The sequence below is a fragment of the Lacrimispora sp. genome (assembly GCF_036758025.1).
In the GTDB taxonomy this organism is placed as follows: Bacteria; Bacillota; Clostridia; order Lachnospirales; family Lachnospiraceae; genus Lacrimispora.
In genome coordinates this window covers 1-18,486 of the sequence record NZ_DAIOXM010000024.1, presented here as the reverse complement: position 1 = coordinate 18,486, position 18,486 = coordinate 1, and the positions used below count along the sequence as shown (strand labels likewise).

The window sequence follows — 18,486 nt, the reverse complement described above, 5'->3', positions numbered from 1 at the left end:
TTGGCGGGTATTGAATTTATTTACTTTTGCGAAATTGGTTTGGTGTCTTACAATATTTATGTTTGAAAAGTCGAATAAAATGTTCTACATTGCGATAGCCAACAGAATCGGCAATATCTTCAACCCGAAGATTACTGGAGCATAACATATTACGGGCTTTTTCCAATCTTATTTCTTGTAAAATATGACTAAATGCTTTCCCTGTTTTGTTTGTTATATACTTTGACAAATATGGACCGGATAGATGAAATTCCTTTGATAAATCTGCAATTGTGATCCTTTTACAGTTATTTTCAATATACTGTAGAATTTGAGTAATACGAGAATCAGCCTTTTGGCAAGTCTGCTTGATTTCAATGTTGGAAGAATCACATCGTAACAAATGACATAATAAAATCTCAAAAAGGTTATTTAAGATATTTTGGTATCGAACATATCTATTGTGGTTCTCTAGGTACATCTGAAAAAATATATTTTTGATTTCTTCGTCCGAACTCATGTGAAACAATAAGACGCTGCCTTCGTTTTGCAAATATAAGGCATTCAGAAAAAAATCTGAAATCACGCTGTTTCCCGTTAAGCATCGAAAAAACTCCTGACGAAATGTGCTTTTTCGGACAATCATTTGCAACGCTATTGTTTTTTCCATAATATGCGGACTATGAAGAATCCCCGGAGATATAAAGCAGACATCACCCGATTTTAAGGTTATGCTTTTTTCTCCAATGTCAATATCTATATTACTTTCTACAACATACACGATTTCAAAATAGTCATGTATTGCGGAAATACGAGGCATAAAACGGCAGTATTTTTCAATGTAAATATCATCCTGATTGTCCCACATAGCTGACTCATCTTCAAACTCTTTATAAGATTTTTGTAATATTTCTTTTATATAAATTCTTTTTTGTCTTAAAGTAGTTTGATCATATTGCTGTATAAAATGATTTAAAGCTTCTTTGTCATTTTGAAGCAAAGCATATTGCTGATAAAAAATTTCGCTATCATTATATTTTTTTAAATGCTGCATCACCTCACTTTTATCTAATTTATTATTATTCATTATCTTAATCTCCTAATAATTTGTTAATTGCGATTGACAAGGCATAAGCAGATGCTTTTATAATATCTTTATCTATTCCTGCTCCCCAGTATAATTTTCCGTTTTTGCAGATTCCGATATAAGCGGAAGCTAACGCCAATGAATTTTTTCCCATAGAATGTTCTTCATATATTTCTAAATCATAATCCACAGAAAAATGTTCTTTTAATGCATTACTGATTGCATCAAGGCTGCCATTTCCATGACCTTTTATAAGCATTTGATTATCGTTTTGTAATATTGTTAATAAAGCTTCATGTGATTCTTCAATGTTAACTTTGATATTTTCGATTTTGAATTCAGGGAAAAATTTAATGTATTGTTGTTTGAATATTTGATATATTTCCTCCGTAGAAAGTTCTTTGTTTTCTCTATCTGATACCTTCTTTACAAAATATCCAAGTTCCTCATTCATCCTATATGGCATTTTAATACCATAAGCATTTTGCAGTATATAACCTATACCACCTTTTCCAGATTGACTATTGATACGAATTACATCGGTTTCATAGTTCCTTCCCAAGTCGGCAGGGTCCACAGGAATATAAGGAACCTCCCATTTCTCCATTTTTTCCTGTTCACGATATTTCATTCCTTTAGAAATTGCATCTTGGTGAGAACCTGAAAAAGCTGTAAAGACAAGTGAACCTGAATATGGTTGTCTTTCTGGAATGGACATCTTTGTTAAACGCTTATATGTATCGCATATGTGATTCATATTACTGAAATTCAATTTCGGGTCTACGCCTTGTGAATACATATTCATGGCTACTGTAATGAGGTCAACATTTCCTGTACGTTCTCCATTTCCAAAAAGTGTACCTTCGACGCGCTGCGCTCCGGCTAATATTCCATACTCTGCATCACATACACCACAACCTCTGTCATTATGAGGATGAATGGATAATACGATAGAATCTCTATCCAACAAATTGTTGTTAATATACTCCAACTGACTTGCGTAAATATGAGGCATAGCATTCTCAACAGTGGTTGGAATATTAATATTCGCTTTATGATTGCGTGTGGGCTTCCAAATCTCTATAACACTATTGCAAATATCGAGAGCATAGTCAACCTCCGTTCCCGGAAAACTCTCAGGACTATACTGAAAATAAAAATCACCCTTTGTTTTTTCAGCCATCTGCTTAAATAAAATAGCACCGTCAACAGCAAGCTTTTTAATGTCTTCTTTTGATTTATTAAATACCTGCCTACGTTGGGCTTCAGACGTTGAATTGTACAAATGAACTATCGCTTTAGGGACACCGTCCAAAGCTTCAAAAGTTCTACGAATAATATGCTCTCTTGCTTGAGTTATTACTTGAATAGTGACATCTTCCGGAATCATTTTGTTTTCAATCAGCGTTCTCAAAAATTGAAAATCCGTATCCGAAGCAGCCGGAAATGCCACTTCGATTTCTTTAAATCCAATGTCTAATAACATTTGATACATTTCAAGTTTTTCCTGTAATGTCATTGGAGTAGGTAATGCCTGATTTCCATCTCTTAAATCCACGCTGCACCATATGGGTGCTTCGTCGATTGACTCTTTTTTTACCCAATCATAAGAAATAACAGGGGGTAAAAAGAAATTTTTTTCATATTTTTGATAATTAAACATAATATATTTCCTCCTTAATAATAATAAAAAAAGTCTTACATCTCCGGCAATCTGCCAAGGAGACGAAAGACTTAATCTTACGCGGTACCACTCCGATTCATAATACCTAAGTATTATGCACTTATTCAGATACGGGCACGAATGCCTTATATCCTTCCCCCAGTAACGGTGGGTTTTCCGTTCTTAGCTACTCTCTAATTTCTACAAAAGTGTATATTTAAATTTGACTAAGACTGCTCAAAGGTGAGTTCTCTGTATTCCTTTTATTGCTTCGCATCAACCAGCAACTTTCTGAAACCAGTTTACAGATACTAATCCTCTTCTCAGCATTTTCAATATTTAATTTCTTCTTATAATATCAGATTCAAAAGAAACTGTCCAGTGAGGGATATATCTTTATAAATTGATGTTTTATATACCTGTTGAATTTGAAAAAGCTATAATGGCAAGCAGGGCAAGGTGGTACACCTTGCGATTTTGCACAAAATTCTCTTGTGGGATTTCTGGCATATATGCTTGTTAGGGAGTATCCCCAATTCTCACTGAAGATTGTGTAACTACGCTCACTTTGTGAGCTAAAAAAATCACAGGTCAAGAGGTTACGGGTTTTAGCATAATTGATGATGTGCTTTTTAAGGACAGCTATTTCAGCCATCCGCTTTTCAGTGGCTTCGATTTCAGTAGAATGCTGATTAAAAGTATCTGCTGCCGCTTGAGCTTTTTTCTTCAAATTCTCGTATTGGAGCAGATTATCTTGGTGTTGAAAAGAGTAAGCTATCAAAAGAGCCCTGCAGATTATAGAAAAAATGCGTTCATAATAAATAAACACCAATAAGAGGATTAATTTGGTTGCAGCAGCAACGGAAATAATCCTTTTTTTCATGTAGACTTACATATGAGTTAGTTCAAACTAACAAAATGAGGAGGACATTATGAGATTAAGATTAAAAACAGCGTCACTTTTATTTGCATCAGTATTGCTATTAACAGCATGTGCTTCAAATACGAATAATAATACAGCTGCCCAGTCAGTGGCAGAAACCACTTCTGAAGAATCAGTAACTGCTGCTGAGGAAAATGAAACAGAAACCAAAGCAGGTAATGAGAAGCCGGGAACTCATATGGTAGTGGACCATGGTGGAAATCAGGTTGAAGTTCCGGATAAGATAGAACGTATTGTAATCGACCAAATTCCGATATTGTCTACATACATGGCATATTTTGAAGGCTCAGCTCCCCATATTGTCGGGTACAGCGGTTCCTTTAAGGAAACCATATCAGAAACAGCATTAAAGAACATTGCACCTGAGCTGCTTGAATCATCAGATACCGTATATGCACAGTCAGATCTGAATATAGAGGAGATCATAAAGCTTAAACCGGATGTGATTCTTTATAATGCAAACAATAAAGAGCATGCGGAAATATTGGCCTCAAGTGGAATTCCGTCAGTAGGATTTGCGACAGTGGGCGCAGATTCCCCTGCAGATCCAATAGAAAGGTATGAGCAGTGGCTGAAGCTTCTTGAAGATGTATTTGGAGAGAAGGGCAAGATGGATGGTTTTCTTGAAGCAGGCAATAAGATCGTTGAAGATGTGGAAACCAGAATAGAAAATATTCCGGAGGATAAGCGTCCCAGTGCAATGATTTTATTTAAGCTGATTGACGGTGTTCCTCAGGTTGCCGGTAAAGGTGTATTCGGTGATTTTTGGCTGCAGCATCTTGGAGTTAAAAATGTGGCAGCGGAGGCCAATGGATTTGCGCAGGTCAGCTTTGAACAAATATATGATTGGAATCCGCAGGTATTATTTTTAAACGGTCCTGGTCTGCTAAAGCTGGGCAGGCAGGATGTAATAGATAATAAAGTTGAAGGTGTAGATTTTTCAACAATACAGGCAGTAATGGATGAGCGCGTATATAACACAACACTGGGTATGTGGAACTGGTTCACCCCTAATCCTGATGCACCTCTTGTATTAGCCTGGCTCGCATATAATACTTATCCGGAAGAATTTTCGGACTATCCTCTGGAAACAGTAATATGTGAATATTACCAGAACTTTTATGGGTACGAAATTACTGATGAAGAAATGAAGGGAATGCTTCAATTGCAATGAAAAATACTGTTTGGATCAGACATAACAAATTTACAATTGTTGCCGTACTGACAATGATTATACTGCCAATTGCTACTGCGCTCATATGCCTGTGTATAGGAAGAATGAACCTTTCTATCGGAGAGGTTATTAACACCTTATCTGATGCGGCAAAGGGGAATCGGCAAAGCCAGAACTATTCCATTGTCATAAATTTAAGGGCACCGAGAATCGTAATGGCAATCATTGTCGGAGCCGGTCTTACCTGTGCAGGAAATGCTTTCCAGTCACTCTTTTCTAATCCGCTTGCAACACCAGATGTACTTGGTGTTACAAGTGGAACATGTGTGGGCGCAATTATTGCCATTATTATGTCTATGGGCATTATGCAGACTCAGCTGCTTGCATTGGCTTTTGGACTCATTTCCGTGTGGATTACGATGATACTGGCAAGAGACAGAAATGGGCAGTCGGTCGTATTTCTTGTTCTGGCCGGAGTGATCATATCAGCATTGTTTAATGCGGTAGGTTCTTTATTAAAATATACTGCTGATCCTTTAGATAAACTTCCGGCCATAACCTACTGGCTTATGGGCAGCTTTACAAGTGCCTCATATAAAAAAATCGCGGTAGGCTCACCGCTGATACTTGCAGGCATTGCAGTGATATATATGATGAGATGGAAATTAAATATATTATCCCTCAGCAGTGATGAGGCAAGAGCCAGCGGAATGGATTTAAAGAAAACACGCCTGGTTTTCGTGCTGGCGGCTACAGTCATAACAGCTTCATGCGTTTCTATGTGCGGACAGGTTGGCTGGATCGGACTTTTAATTCCCCACTGTGCAAGAATGCTTGTAGGAAGCAACAACCGTTATGCGGTTCCTGTAGGAATCAGCCTTGGCGCCAGTTTTATGATCATCATTGATACATTTTCAAGAAGCATCAGTGTCATTGAGCTTCCGCTGTCCATTCTTACTGCAATTATTGGAGCACCAGTATTTATATCACTGCTGAAAAGAAATAGGGGGAGTTTACATTGATACTTGAAGTACAGAATGGAAGTTTCGGATATCCCCATCAACAAAGGATATTAAAGAATATTAGCTTTAAATTGAATAAGGGCAGGATTCTGTCCGTGCTTGGTCCTAATGGAGTAGGGAAAACAACACTTTTAAAATGTATGGTTGGACTTCTGGACTGGGCGGATGGAAAAAGCTTTTTATATGGAGAGGATATAAAAAGTATTAAATCAAAAAAGCTGTGGTCAAAGGTTTCCTATATCCCTCAGTCCCATGGATTTGCATTTTCCATTACAGGTCTTGAAATGGTTGTTCTCGGACGCAGTGCACATCTTGGAGCCTTTGAACAGCCGGGCATTAAAGATATCGAAATGGCTGAAGAAATAATGAAGCAGATAGGAATAGAAAGGCTGGCAGATAAAGACTGCAACCATATGAGCGGGGGAGAGTTACAGATGGTGCTTATAGCAAAAGCGCTTATAAATGAACCTGACCTCATTGTTCTTGATGAACCGGAAACAGGTCTTGATTTCCATAATCAGATACTGGTGCTCAGTCTGATTGAGCGCATGGCTCATGAGAAAGGAATATGTGCTGTTATGAATACACATTATCCGACCAATGCAATTTCTATTTCTGATGAAGCACTCATGCTGCATAATAACGGCGAGTATGTATACGGACAGACTCAGGATGTCCTCAATGAAGAAAATATTTCAAAAGCATTCCATGTGAATGTTGCGGTAAATGAATTTCAATATAACGAACGTATTGTGAAGAGCATTGTTCCTATTTCAATTATGAATGAGGAGGAAAGTTATGAATGATTTAAGTACAGCATTGGAAATCATACAGAAAAATTACAAAAAGTATAATGAGTCAGTGCCAATCGTCAAAGAATTTGTACTGGGATACCGGTGGTTCATGGTGTCTGATACGAAGGACAGATTATCCATGGCACTGCGGGTGGGGCAGGAAAAAGAACTTGATGAATATGAGAAAATATTAAAATCTTTAATTGGCAGGTCGGCAGATGAATGTGTTTACGAACTGATTGAGCGGTCGGATCCCGAACTTAGAATCGTAGCATCCTGTTTATGCAATCTTTTAAGCAAGCCATTTAACTCAGCGGAAAGACTGGAAGACAGGGGAATTGTTCGGACAGAGGGGCGCATATTTGACTATGATGTAAAGGATAAAAAGGTTGGAATTATAGGCTATGGTCTATATAATGAAGTTTTTCTTGGAAAATGTAAGGAATTTCATGCTTTTGATTTTCGGGATCCCAAGGGGATTTTAAATTATAAAATCGGAAATGAGACAAAGGTATATCCAGAAAACATCTGCTGGCATCTTGGAAATAATGCCCTTGAGCATAAAGATGTACTGGAGAGTCTGGATATCGTGGTAATGACTGGCTGCACAATCGTAAATAATACCTATAGAGATATTCTTAAGATGTGTAAAAATGCAAAAATCCGAGGCATTTACGGTCCAAGCGCTGAACTGTGTCCGGAATATCTGTTTGATATTGGCTATAATTATATATTCAGTGCTTCGGTAAGGGATAAGGAGGCATTTTATAAGTCTACATTTGCAGCGATTCCGGAAGGAATGGATTTATCTTATATGGATTGCTATGAACTTAGTCGTGCCTGAAAACTCATTGGAGAAAGTATTTTGCCAACAGAGATTATTTGATTTATCTATATTGGAACCTATAGAACTTGTTCATAAGGTGCTAGTGGAAGAAAACTTTTCCACTGGCGCCCTTTTTCTTTAAGTAACTAAAAAATACAAGGAGATGATAAGTGAGGATAGTAAAATAGTTTCGACCAAAAAATAGTAACAATAAGATTCTAACAATTTCATTGTCAGAACTTTCCTTGACACTGTATGGAGACGTCAATATAATGGTTGTAGATTATTTATATCATCGCAAGGAGGTTGAAAGATGATATTTAATGGATTAGAGTTCAGCTTAATGAAAAAAGAAGATATATCAGTTTTAATACCTGTTATGAAACGTGCGTTTGATGATGATGCTCGTCTCTTTTTTCAAAAAACAGCAGGTGATCCGCCTGGTTATGACGATGGAAGTTTTCTTGAAAAGTGGGGGTTTGACTCAAATGCAGTATCCTACCGCATTAACCTTGGCGAAAGAGCGATTGGTGCAATCATTTTGTTTATCGACGACAAGCATAAGTGTGGTTTCCTTGGCAACATGTTTATCGACAGCGAATTAATTGGAAAGGGCTATGGATATACTGCATGGTGTTTTGTGGAGCATAGATATCCGCAGATTGCTGTATGGGAGACTGAAACTCCTGCGGTATCTTACCGTAATCATCATTTCTATATCAATAAGTGTGGATTTCATGTGGTTGCCGTTGAAGGAGGCATAGACCGGTATAAGGCGCAATTTAAGCTTAAAAAGGAAATTTGTGAAAAAATGACATGATGATTATGGGTATAACTTAAAGCTGACAAAATTTGAATTTGTGGAGGTGATATTTTGGAAAAGGCTATATTATATATTCACGGAAAAGGCGGAAGTTATTTAGAAGCTGAGAACTACAAGAAAAACTGTCCTGGCTTCGATATTATTGGAATAGACTATAACGATTATTTCCCATGGATTGTACAAAATCAAATTAAGGCAGCATATGACGAGGCATGTAAAGGGCATGAACATATTTATATAATTGCCAATAGTGTAGGTGCCTATTTGGCAATGCATACATTACAAAACTGCAAAATTGAAAAGGCATTATTTATATCTCCTGTATTGGATATGGAAAGACTCATTCTTGATATGATGCAATGGGCAAATGTTACGGAGCAAGAACTTTATGAAAAGAGAAAAATACCAACTGATTTTGGTGAAACATTATCATGGGAATATCTAAATTATGTAAGAAAAAACCCGATTGAGTGGAGTATTCCTACAAAAATTCTTTATGCTGAAAAAGATAATCTTATATCACATAAAACAGTAGATGCTTTCGTTGAAAGTCACAATGCCACACTTACTGTAATGAAAAATGGAGAACATTGGTTTCATACGGAGGAACAAGTTATTTTTTTAAATGAATGGATGAAGAAAGCAATTTGATAAATAAAAATAACTTCGACAAATATGAATTTGCAAAAGAAGAGGTTTTTGTGCTTTCCGATATATTTGAATTAATATTTGGTGACTTTTTAGCAGATATTTATGGAGAGGCATTAGCACAGGCATTTGATGAGAAAATAAGCAGTCTTGCAGCTTCTATGTAAATATATTTTGATTTGTTGATGAAAGGAGAAAAACATTAAATATAATAAAAAAGTTCTTATTCCAATAGTGGTATATGTATTGTTTATTATAGTTTTTTGTTATGCTACTAAAAGAAGTTTATGGGTTGTGTTTTTTGGGTTATTTCCATATCTGCTTGGAGGAGCTGGCATAATAACTTTTTTTGTTGGACACTTTGTACAAAAATATGGTAAAACAACATCTGTTATGGGAAGAGTAATGTACGGTATTTTAGTAGTGATAATAGCTTTTGGGGGATGCATTATTACATACGGATTAAAAGATTCTGGGGGGATTGATTGGGCTGATGTTTGGAGAGAAGATACATATTCTACTTTAGTGCTTTCTTTTGTCGGAGTTATGCTTGGTCAATTTTTTGAAGCAAGGAAAGAAATGAATAAAGAAGAATAATATTCCAATCAATCGGTTTCTCTAACTTTCATATATATTATATGGAAAACAATGAAGTTTTAAATCAAATTGCCAGAAAATACAAAAAAACCAGTATAGGTAACACTCCTTTGGCTGATTCAAATAGGTATTGTACCCCTGCCAAAATCAATCAGGAGAGAAAACGCGTTGAGGAGATAACTAGAAAATACACACCATATGTTTATGGATATACAGTGATACTTCCCCAAGATGATTTTAGTATTGATAAATTACCAGAAAAAGTTCAAGTGTTACTTACAAACTATAAAGATTGCAAAGTAAGGTTGTTGTGCGATCAAAACAGATTTGTCTTGCTTTTATTTTGCTTCGTAGTAATAGGTGCTTCTTGGAATTTGTAGGACTCTACACATTGCTGACACAGAGTATTTGAAGGCATTTGCCTTGATCACATTTACTTTCGTACTAGGGCAAACTTTCCTATACAATAAAAAACTGCTGCAATTAAGGTATACCTCTCATGCAGCAGCCCTAATATAAATTAATACACGGTAAATTGATATAAAATTATTCAACCATAAAGCAGGCCACACCAATATTATTAAAAATTATGATTGGTTTACACCGGAATGTCTTGCAGTAGCTATTAGACATCCTTACTTTTAAGATATAAAAGCCTTCATAAGGAACGGTAAATTCAAAGCAGCCACAACCGTTAATCTGTACACAGTACAGAACAGTATCGATGTCGTTGCATCTCTGATATAATTTTACATCCCACTCATGGAAATCTTGGCAGTGGCAGCCCCAGATACATCCCGTGATAATACAGGGTTTAATCAAGCATTCCTGGCAAACAGGGCATGGTTCTGGCACGGGACACTCTCCAGGTATTGCTATTGGAACGAAAATATATTCCTTTTCCGGTACCGGGCAAACTGGACATGGCTGCGGTGTCGGGCATGGTGCCGGTGCAGGACATGGCTGTGGTACCGGACACGTTGGGCATGGTTCCGGCGCAGGACATGGAGGCGGTGTCGGACATGGTGGCGGTGCCGGACACGTCGGGCTCACCTGAGGTACTTCTGGGATTGGAACAGCAGGTGCTGGAACTGTAGGTGCTGGGACAGCAGGAGCCGGAACAGCAGGAGCCGGAACAGCGGGTGCTGGAACAGCAGGAGCCGGAACAGCAGGTGCTGGAATAGCAGGAGCCGGAACAGCAGGTGCTGGAACAGCAGGTGCTGGAACTGTAGGTGCTGGAACAGCAGGAGCCGGAACTACAGGAGCTGGAACAGCAGGAGCCGGAACTACAGGAGCTGGAACAGCAGGAGCCGGAACTACAGGAGCTGGAACAGCAGGCGTTGGAACAGCAGGTGTCGGAACAGCAGGAGCCGGAACAGCAGGAGCCGGAACGACAGGAGCCGGAACAGCAGGAGCCGGAACGACAGGAGCCGGAACAGCAGGAGCCGGAACTACAGGTGCCGGAACTGTAGGGGCTGGTGTTATAGCTTGACACATCACACCTCCAACAAATGGAAAATAGTGAAATTCAAAGCCGCTGTCAGCATTTACCGCAAATGCTCCTAAGGCAGCATTACCGCTTACATGACCGCCTGTAGGATGTGCATGGAACATAGCCTGTGGTGCCAGTATACTTCCCCAGATATCGGAAGATTTTTCCATATAAATATTAGTTGCATCCTCAAACAAATACAATGTCTGATTCGCCTTATTTCTTTCCCCATAAACACCGTATTGCAAATGGGCATTTGCTCCCGTTCTCAGTCTTACAATGACCGTACTTCCTTGTGGAACTTCTGCACGTATTCCTTTGTTGATTAAACCATTTGGTCTTACATCGATAAGGAATACATTCTGTACAGGGTCATTACCCCTTAAAATCCATTCATAATTATTATCTACTACACTTCCATTTGGAGTTAAAGCTTCAATACAGTTTTTGTAGTATCCGATGCTTTCCCTTGCATCACTAAAGAAACGTGGTATGTTAGCACCTATCCTGCTTGCAGGTATATATCTTGGTACATCATAACTGGGAACCACATAATGATCACCCTTATCCGATGGTGTCCAATATTGACTGCCCCCATTGGCCTGGTACAAAAATTTTAATTCTTGTATTCCATCAGTCATGCCATCTTTTCCGATTAAATAAGTACTTCCATTGGCTGCACGGAATCCACCGCCGACAACCACATGGCCGATAACAACCAAAGGGCCGGTCATAGATACATTACCGCCAACTAAGAAGCGTACTAAATCCGGCGAGTAACTGACTGCTCCGTTACCTCTACGGACAAAGCCAACGCTCAAGCCCCTTGGGCTGTAAAAACTTCCGCCTATTGCTACAGGCCCTTCAATATCTATAATGTTATTTGCATCGTTAAATACAATAACATTGAATCTGGATGCAGCACCAAACGGCTGACCTGCAATAGTATACCAGTTTATATCATCATAAGGTAAACCTGCACTTGCCATTGCTTGATTATTATAGATGTTATTGTCCATATAAACTCCTGAAGACTGCTTAAATAGCAACGCATTTTTATTCTCAGTTCAGTTTATTCTAATGGAAATGGTTCTGTGCGGTTTTCTATGCAATTAAACAAAATTTTATGATAAATTTCTGAAATTCATATATGTCATTAAAGAGACTTAGTGTCTGCTTTGGCTGGAATAATAATCGTTCTGCCAAGGACAAATTATGCCTTCCAGGAATCCGAATCACAGCATCAACAAATGTGGAAACCGTTATACTGCTTTCTTAGAAAAAATAGCATATATCGTGCAAAGATGGGAGTGGTGAGAATAAAAGAAAATAAATGTGGTTTCAAAGTACATTCGATTTATATTGATGAAGTAAATAGGAAGTTGTATAGGATAAATCTTAAATAGAGAACTTACAGCTTAGCCAGTTAAACAGCAAGATAAATATGAATTTAACGGGGGAACATAATGATGGCTATTTTGGCAAAGAAGAAAATTGCGATATTGCGGAGAAACTGAGAAAATCCTTTGCTGAATGGATTGACAATGGGCATAACAATTTTGATGATGTAAATGCCTGTATTCTTTGTACTAAACTCACAGATGGTGTTTTGCTGTCACATGGAACTCGATATGAATTTGATTTTTGCAGCTACCTGCAATTTTAATCATTTTTAATGATTCACCGCAAAATTTCAATTTGCCGCTGAAGACATTAGCAAAACCCTGCTATCCCGAGAAAATTTTCCACGATAACTACAAAAGCGTATAGTTTACGCCAAAGGCTAATTATGCCTTTTTCTATGCAAAAAAATATGGTATGATGTATTCAAAGGTGAATACATCATAATGGATAAACAGGAACTTATGGAGCAAATTTGATCTGAAGGTTCTTAATATCAGGAAAACTTATCAACAAGGGGATGAATAAATGAAAAACATTGAGAATAGCCACAATTCCGCATCTGCAAACGATGAATATCTTCAAAAGGTTACGGTAGGTGGGTTGAAACTGCACAATGCCCCTATTACGCTTATCGAGTATGATCCGCATTGGCCAGAATTGTTCAACCAGGAATCCTATAGGATTCAGTCTATACTTGGCTGCAGGGTATTACAGTTGGAACATGTGGGATCAACCTCGATACCGGGATTATGTGCAAAACCAATCATTGACATATTGCTGGCCGTGGCAGATTCTTCAGATGAACCGTCCTATGTTCCAGCTTTGGAAACAGCTGGCTATACGCTTCGAATACGAGAGCCTGATTGGTTTGAGCATCGTTTGTTTAAAGGACCTGATACCGATATCAACTTGCATGTGTTCAGTGCGGGAGCATCTGAGGCCAAAAGAATGCTTCGCTTCCGCGATTGGCTGAGGACTAACGACACCGACCGGGAAAACTATGCACGCGTTAAACGTGATCTTGCTCAACATGTTTGGCGGAATGTACAAAACTATGCGGATGCAAAAACTGAAGTTATAAAGGAGATTATGGAACGGATAAATTCAAGTGAACAGTAAATCTGATTATGAAAATGGAACGTTTTATATAATTACGTACGGACTTTCTAATAAAATGAAGAAGATTGAGAATAATTCGGTTGTTACTATTTCAGGGGATTGGTTTACTTCACATGGAAAGGGTGTTAATTTGGGCTGTTTTGATAAAGAAGAAAATAGCTATATTGCGGAGAAACTAAGAAAATCCTTTGCTGAATGGATTGACAATGGGCATAACAATTTTGATGACGTAAATACCTGTATTCTTTGTATTAAACTCACAAATGGTGTTTTACTGTCACATGGAACTCGATATGAAATTGATTTTTGTAGTTAACTGTAATTTTTATCAGTTTTAATGATTCACTGCAAAATTTCAATTTTGCAAATTGGAGAAGCTGATTATGAATAAAACATTTAAGAAAATGACTATTATCCTGATAGTTGTTTGTGTGATTGCAGGATATGCTGTGTATTGGGTATTTTTTGATATTCAGAGGATAAAAGGTCAAGAACAAATCGCAGAGTCTACGTCACCAAATGGTACATATACAGTGTACGCATATTTAAATAATGGCGGCGCAACAACATCTTATGCTGTTTTAGGTTCCGTAAAAAACAATAAAACTAACAGGCAGAAGAATATATATTGGCAATATCGTTGGGAAACAGCTGTAATTGAATGGTTGGATGATGTTACGGTTAGAATCAACGGTAAAACGCTTGATGTTAGAAAAAATACGTATGATTATAGACATGATTAGAAACTTTATATTATGGTGAATTGCAAATGGAAGCCGCCTTTTCAAATATATCCACACTTTTTGATGCCATAGCATAGGTATAGCGAAGAGAATGGTAGTCAAAAGCAATCGGTTGTACTTCTTTCTCGTAAAAAATAGGGACGTATATCATGTAAAGATGAATGTGACAGAAATAATATAAAATTTTTTAAGTAGAATATATAAAATAAATTTGGTACTAAAATACACGTAACTTATATCGTTAAAGTAAATAAGAATTTAGAGAAGGAGTCCCAATGTATAGGTATAGAACATATGCGGAAAATTCGAATGATTTTAGAAAGAATAGAATTCGTTTCTAAACTAAAATCATTGCATATCTATAATTGGTCCGTTAGAAGAATATATGGATGGAAATATGACAGATTTCTTTGATAATTACGATAATTTAAGAGAAGTATTAATCACTGAAAACTATGATGGTGACTATAAAAGAACTTATTGAAGATAGGAGGCAGTGTCATGAGAAAAATTATTATATTTTTAACCTGTATTGTGGTCTTAATACTTGCAGGGTGTGAAAATGGATTCAGCATTAATCCTAATCCGTCAATGACAACCGAAGTAATAAAACCAACAAATACGCCAGAAGTAGAGCCAATAACAACATCAAGTGCTACAAACTCGCCTGCTGTTAAAGACAACGTCCCTGAATACATAATGGGAACTTGGATGATAAGTTATGCCAAAAATGCAAATACAGGTGAGGACTATTCTCTCCAAGAGTTATATGGTACAGGAATACAGTATGGTGGAACATTGACTTTCAATGATGATGCCACATTTAAGCGGTACATTGGCATAACTACTGAAGAGACCGACAGATATGAGGGAACTTATAGTGTACAAGATAATGTGATAACCCTTAATTTTTACAACGGCACTATAAATACAGCCATATATTTGCGGTCAACTCAAGAGATTGAATATTACATAAAAGACATAATCGAAATACCTATACATGAATATTACACTAAATATTAATTTAGCTGTAGAAGATGGTGCAACGAGTAGATTAGTTTAGATGATAGAATGTTGATTTTTAATTAATGTTTTAATTTCTGGCTATTTTGTACCAATTTGAAGGAAACCTCATTTCATATAAAAGTTGTTGCTGATATGTCATAAATTGTTGAGGCATAATATACCTCACTTTCAGTATGGCAAAAAAAGAGCCTACGTATGAGTTCCTCCGGCTGAGGGCCCCTCGAGCATCCACAGCACAACCACTGATGATAGCATTGAGGGGAATTATGATAGCAGTACGATTTTTAAGGAAAATTATAAAGGATGCCCTATGGATGATGAATTATGATAAATGGAATTAAGACAGTTGAATCATTTGATTTACAGAAAACCGGTATTAGGGGTGACTAAATGATGTTTGATAATGCTGTTTTTGGTGAAATAGAATACAATGTGTGGAATGATTTTACATTTAATAATCCTTTTGAAGGTGAAGCGGTAAAAGAAATCAATGGTGTAAAGCTTCCAGGGGATTATCTTGAATTTATGAAACAACACAATGGCGGTGAAGGGGACACAGGAAATGTCTGGGTTATTTTTTTCAGGATGGAAGAATTGACGGAAATAAATGAGGATTACTCCGTTGAAGAATATTTACCAGATAGTTGTATTATTGGATCCAATGGCGGTGGTGAACTTTTGGGAGTAGATACAAGAGGAAATTACTTTACAGTCCCTGCCATAATTGATGAAGGTGATAAAGTGATTTTGGGTAATTATTTACAAGAATTTATAGTCAATCTTAATAAGTTCTTTGGAGGCTGAGTTTGGCGGTATTTAAAGGCTAACTGCATGAAACAGGAGTTTGAGAGAACAAAATGAATACTTTATTCGCATATGCATATCTTTGGGCGTTTAATTTTATTTCCAAGAAAAAGTACAATGCTCATTTAGATGCCTTGTTTTTGGAAGAATCAAATGATGAGATACTGTTGGAATTAGAGGAATGTTCCAGTGATTTAAATACTTCTTTCATTAAACTTAAAAGATATTTTGAAAATGAAGTAAGTAGTTTTGAGTCTAATATATTTGGAAAAGTTTTATTTTAAGGGATGAATCAAGTTTATAAAACTAATACACTTGATATTAGAGAATTTGCTGATAGATGTTACAAAATGTGGACTGTATTACCTAAAGACATTAGTATGCAGGAACCATTTCATACATTAAGCTATGCAGATGATTGTTTATCGTATGGAGATGAAAAGCAAACCAGAGAATTATATGAAAAAGCATTTGATTTTTACAAAGAATAACGGATGAGATATATCAATGCACACTCAGTGTTTTTAGTGGCTATGCCCTTCCCGAATCTCTCGCAGCACTTTTAAACTTCCATGATAATGAAAAGAGGAGAACATGAAAAGGATGGTTTTATTTCTGACAGTTTTATGTATGCTTCATTTAAATGCCTGTACGAAAAACCAGCCGGTTACAGAACCTTCGACAGAAACCAGTATGCAGGAAATAAAAAATACAAAGCCCGCTGAAAATCAGAATATTGAATCGGATTTGGAAGAAACAATAAGCCCGGAGGAGCTGATGGATGCCTTTGGTATACCCGTTCTGTTACCCTGGAATCCAAACTGGATAAAAAAAAGAGAATATCAGTTGGATGAAAGTGGTATGAAGATTTCTTATTACGATGCTATGGCAGAAGCGAATTGCACGGTTCAGGTCGCTAATGGTGGTGAACTTGATTTACCGGACCATGCCTATGACGGGACACTGGATGAGGCATGGGAAGGCCGTACAATATCAAATAAAGTTGTGCCGGTCAAAGTGCAGCATTCCATTGACAACAAGGATGTATTGGCTACCTGGGAATATGGCAGCTATAAGTTTGCAATTCAGGGGAATATCCCTGGAGATCCGATGGATTCATCATCTATACCCAAAACAGCTATTTATATCATTCAAAATCTGGAATAACAGTTCTGGTTGGGAATAGGGGTTTAACATTAATTTTACGAGGGGCAGATAATGAGTACATTTGCAGAAGCACTGGAGTTTTATAAGAATGCTTTTAATAGTGAAATTATAATGATACAACCATATGGAGAGTATGTACTGGAAGGTGTTACAGCTTCGCCAATAAATTTAAAAGGTTGGATTTTGCATGTTTAGTGTTATAGGTATTATCATATAAATTTGAATTGGTGGTGCAAAAATGCGAAAGAATATGGTTTTGATTTTTATTTTGTTTGTAATGTGCTTGCTGTTAAACGGTTGTACCAAGGAAAAAGCATATAGTAATTCAGATAGTACAATGCAAGAATTTTATAATCGAAGCACTGTTGCGAGAAAATATGCGGACAAAGAATTTGATGTTTTCTTGAGCCACTTTAATTCAAATTGCGAAATCCTAGAAACATATTATGGGTTTTATACCTCTGAAACACCAATCTATGTAGTTGGATACAAATATAGCATTGGAATCAATGACGATCTGACTTATGCATATAAAATCAGTGTAGATGATAAACAGCTATGCACTATTCTTGAAGAAGGGACAGATACCGCAGATTTTTTATTTGAAGAATAGTGACAGTTTGAATGTGGAGGTCTCATTATAACAAATAAAAGAAGTTTTGAATTCAGAAAAAGGAATGACTGTTATAAATCTGCTTTTCTCTTATCTGTATTGATTCGCAATCGTGGGATAATCTATATTTCCTACATAGTATGGATTGCTTATCTGGTATATTCTATCAAGAGAAGCAAATTTAAAGCAGTTAAGATTATCTACGGCATATTCATTATTTTTGCTCTATCAATAATTGCTGCAAACCTGTAATTTATGTTGAAGTATGCGGGATATAATTTTCACTTGATGAAAGGAAAAAATATGGAACAAGATATAAATTTGAATATTCATTATTCTGCGCCTGAAGAAGTATGGAATAAAATAAGTGAAGTTTATAAATCTATGCCATACTGGGCCGGAAATGAGAAGGAAGTAAAATGGATTGGGAAGAAAATTGATTTATGGGCTTCCGTTGAACCTAGTGGGATTCAAATTGCAGGTACTATGCCAGATCATATTTGGGATGTAACCGCTACATAATCTACCGTAGTGTCATTTGATGCTCTTTGCTATAAGATTT

The 18,486-nt window shown here is 36.9% G+C and carries 22 protein-coding genes, 2 pseudogenes and 1 other annotated feature; of the genes and pseudogenes, 20 read left to right on the top strand and 4 right to left on the bottom strand.

The window, feature by feature from the left end; translation table 11 throughout:
* Positions 1-16: 16 nt before the first annotated feature.
* The 3 genes and pseudogenes from V7M78_RS17455 to V7M78_RS17445 form a co-directional block, all read right to left on the bottom strand.
* On the bottom strand, positions 17-1,066 hold the full coding sequence (locus tag V7M78_RS17455) for an AraC family transcriptional regulator (RefSeq protein WP_333651648.1): 1,050 nt from the start codon (positions 1,064-1,066) through the stop codon (positions 17-19).
* A 16-nt stretch (positions 1,067-1,082) separates the two neighbouring features.
* Positions 1,083-2,729 (bottom strand): annotated as a pseudogene (locus tag V7M78_RS17450) (2-isopropylmalate synthase); the annotation flags it as partial.
* A 55-nt stretch (positions 2,730-2,784) separates the two neighbouring features.
* Positions 2,785-3,063, bottom strand: a binding site (T-box leader).
* Between the two features lie 30 nt (positions 3,064-3,093).
* Entirely contained in the window at positions 3,094-3,612 is a 519-nt protein-coding gene (locus V7M78_RS17445) for a hypothetical protein (RefSeq protein ID WP_333651646.1), read from the bottom strand.
* A gap of 49 nt (positions 3,613-3,661) precedes the next feature.
* Between V7M78_RS17445 and V7M78_RS17440 the strand changes: the two genes are divergently transcribed.
* The 9 genes from V7M78_RS17440 to V7M78_RS17400 all read left to right on the top strand — a co-directional run bounded on the left by V7M78_RS17440 (position 3,662) and on the right by V7M78_RS17400 (position 9,936).
* A complete protein-coding gene (locus V7M78_RS17440) occupies positions 3,662-4,846 on the top strand; it encodes an ABC transporter substrate-binding protein (RefSeq protein ID WP_333651645.1) in 1,185 nt (394 codons plus the stop codon).
* Entirely contained in the window at positions 4,843-5,868 is a 1,026-nt protein-coding gene (locus V7M78_RS17435; RefSeq protein ID WP_333651644.1) for a FecCD family ABC transporter permease, read from the top strand. The genes V7M78_RS17440 and V7M78_RS17435 overlap by 4 nt, the downstream gene beginning before the upstream one ends.
* Positions 5,865-6,674, top strand: a complete 810-nt coding sequence (locus V7M78_RS17430; RefSeq protein WP_333651643.1) for an ABC transporter ATP-binding protein — start codon at positions 5,865-5,867, stop codon at positions 6,672-6,674. Before V7M78_RS17435 ends, V7M78_RS17430 begins: the two co-directional genes overlap by 4 nt.
* Positions 6,667-7,506 (top strand): Rossmann-like domain-containing protein, encoded by an 840-nt coding sequence (locus tag V7M78_RS17425; RefSeq protein WP_333651642.1) that lies wholly within the window; start codon positions 6,667-6,669, stop codon positions 7,504-7,506. Before V7M78_RS17430 ends, V7M78_RS17425 begins: the two co-directional genes overlap by 8 nt.
* Before the next feature lie 295 nt (positions 7,507-7,801).
* A complete protein-coding gene (locus tag V7M78_RS17420; protein ID WP_333651641.1) occupies positions 7,802-8,308 on the top strand; it encodes a GNAT family N-acetyltransferase in 507 nt (168 codons plus the stop codon).
* 54 nt (positions 8,309-8,362) lie between these two features.
* The gene (locus V7M78_RS17415; RefSeq protein WP_333651640.1) at positions 8,363-8,962 is read left to right on the top strand and encodes an alpha/beta hydrolase; all 600 of its coding nucleotides are present in this window, start codon (positions 8,363-8,365) and stop codon (positions 8,960-8,962) included.
* A complete protein-coding gene (locus V7M78_RS17410) occupies positions 8,959-9,126 on the top strand; it encodes a hypothetical protein (RefSeq protein WP_333651639.1) in 168 nt (55 codons plus the stop codon). Before V7M78_RS17415 ends, V7M78_RS17410 begins: the two co-directional genes overlap by 4 nt.
* Before the next feature lie 79 nt (positions 9,127-9,205).
* Positions 9,206-9,556, top strand: coding sequence for a hypothetical protein (locus V7M78_RS17405; protein WP_333651638.1), 351 nt, complete (start codon positions 9,206-9,208; stop codon positions 9,554-9,556).
* Positions 9,557-9,597: 41 nt separating this feature from the next.
* On the top strand, positions 9,598-9,936 hold the full coding sequence (locus tag V7M78_RS17400; protein WP_333651703.1) for a hypothetical protein: 339 nt from the start codon (positions 9,598-9,600) through the stop codon (positions 9,934-9,936).
* A gap of 166 nt (positions 9,937-10,102) precedes the next feature.
* Here V7M78_RS17400 and V7M78_RS17395 read toward each other — a convergent pair whose 3' ends face one another.
* The gene (locus V7M78_RS17395; protein WP_333651637.1) at positions 10,103-12,067 is read right to left on the bottom strand and encodes a collagen-binding domain-containing protein; all 1,965 of its coding nucleotides are present in this window, start codon (positions 12,065-12,067) and stop codon (positions 10,103-10,105) included.
* A 452-nt stretch (positions 12,068-12,519) separates the two neighbouring features.
* Here V7M78_RS17395 and V7M78_RS17390 point away from each other — a divergent pair.
* The 11 genes and pseudogenes from V7M78_RS17390 to V7M78_RS17340 all read left to right on the top strand — a co-directional run.
* A pseudogene (locus V7M78_RS17390) lies at positions 12,520-12,714 on the top strand (pyridoxamine 5'-phosphate oxidase family protein); the annotation flags it as partial.
* Positions 12,715-12,977: 263 nt separating this feature from the next.
* Positions 12,978-13,571 carry a GrpB family protein gene (locus V7M78_RS17385; RefSeq protein ID WP_333651636.1) on the top strand — a complete coding sequence of 198 codons (594 nt, stop codon included), beginning with the start codon at positions 12,978-12,980 and terminating at the stop codon, positions 13,569-13,571.
* On the top strand, positions 13,555-13,887 hold the full coding sequence (locus V7M78_RS17380; RefSeq protein WP_333651701.1) for a pyridoxamine 5'-phosphate oxidase family protein: 333 nt from the start codon (positions 13,555-13,557) through the stop codon (positions 13,885-13,887). The genes V7M78_RS17385 and V7M78_RS17380 overlap by 17 nt, the downstream gene beginning before the upstream one ends.
* A gap of 67 nt (positions 13,888-13,954) precedes the next feature.
* Positions 13,955-14,314, top strand: a complete 360-nt coding sequence (locus V7M78_RS17375; RefSeq protein ID WP_333651635.1) for a DUF5412 domain-containing protein — start codon at positions 13,955-13,957, stop codon at positions 14,312-14,314.
* A gap of 501 nt (positions 14,315-14,815) precedes the next feature.
* Positions 14,816-15,337, top strand: coding sequence for a lipocalin family protein (locus V7M78_RS17370; RefSeq protein ID WP_333651634.1), 522 nt, complete (start codon positions 14,816-14,818; stop codon positions 15,335-15,337).
* Between the two features lie 393 nt (positions 15,338-15,730).
* Positions 15,731-16,144: an SMI1/KNR4 family protein gene (locus tag V7M78_RS17365; protein ID WP_333651633.1), complete on the top strand. Its 414-nt coding sequence runs from the start codon at positions 15,731-15,733 to the stop codon at positions 16,142-16,144.
* A gap of 53 nt (positions 16,145-16,197) precedes the next feature.
* On the top strand, positions 16,198-16,428 hold the full coding sequence (locus tag V7M78_RS17360) for a hypothetical protein (RefSeq protein WP_333651632.1): 231 nt from the start codon (positions 16,198-16,200) through the stop codon (positions 16,426-16,428).
* A 310-nt stretch (positions 16,429-16,738) separates the two neighbouring features.
* Entirely contained in the window at positions 16,739-17,311 is a 573-nt protein-coding gene (locus V7M78_RS17355; protein WP_333651631.1) for a hypothetical protein, read from the top strand.
* 51 nt (positions 17,312-17,362) lie between these two features.
* The gene (locus tag V7M78_RS17350; protein WP_333651630.1) at positions 17,363-17,506 is read left to right on the top strand and encodes a hypothetical protein; all 144 of its coding nucleotides are present in this window, start codon (positions 17,363-17,365) and stop codon (positions 17,504-17,506) included.
* 43 nt (positions 17,507-17,549) lie between these two features.
* A complete protein-coding gene (locus V7M78_RS17345; RefSeq protein WP_333651629.1) occupies positions 17,550-17,924 on the top strand; it encodes a hypothetical protein in 375 nt (124 codons plus the stop codon).
* A 303-nt stretch (positions 17,925-18,227) separates the two neighbouring features.
* Positions 18,228-18,446, top strand: a complete 219-nt coding sequence (locus V7M78_RS17340; RefSeq protein ID WP_333651628.1) for a hypothetical protein — start codon at positions 18,228-18,230, stop codon at positions 18,444-18,446.
* The last annotated feature ends 40 nt before the right edge of the window (positions 18,447-18,486 follow it).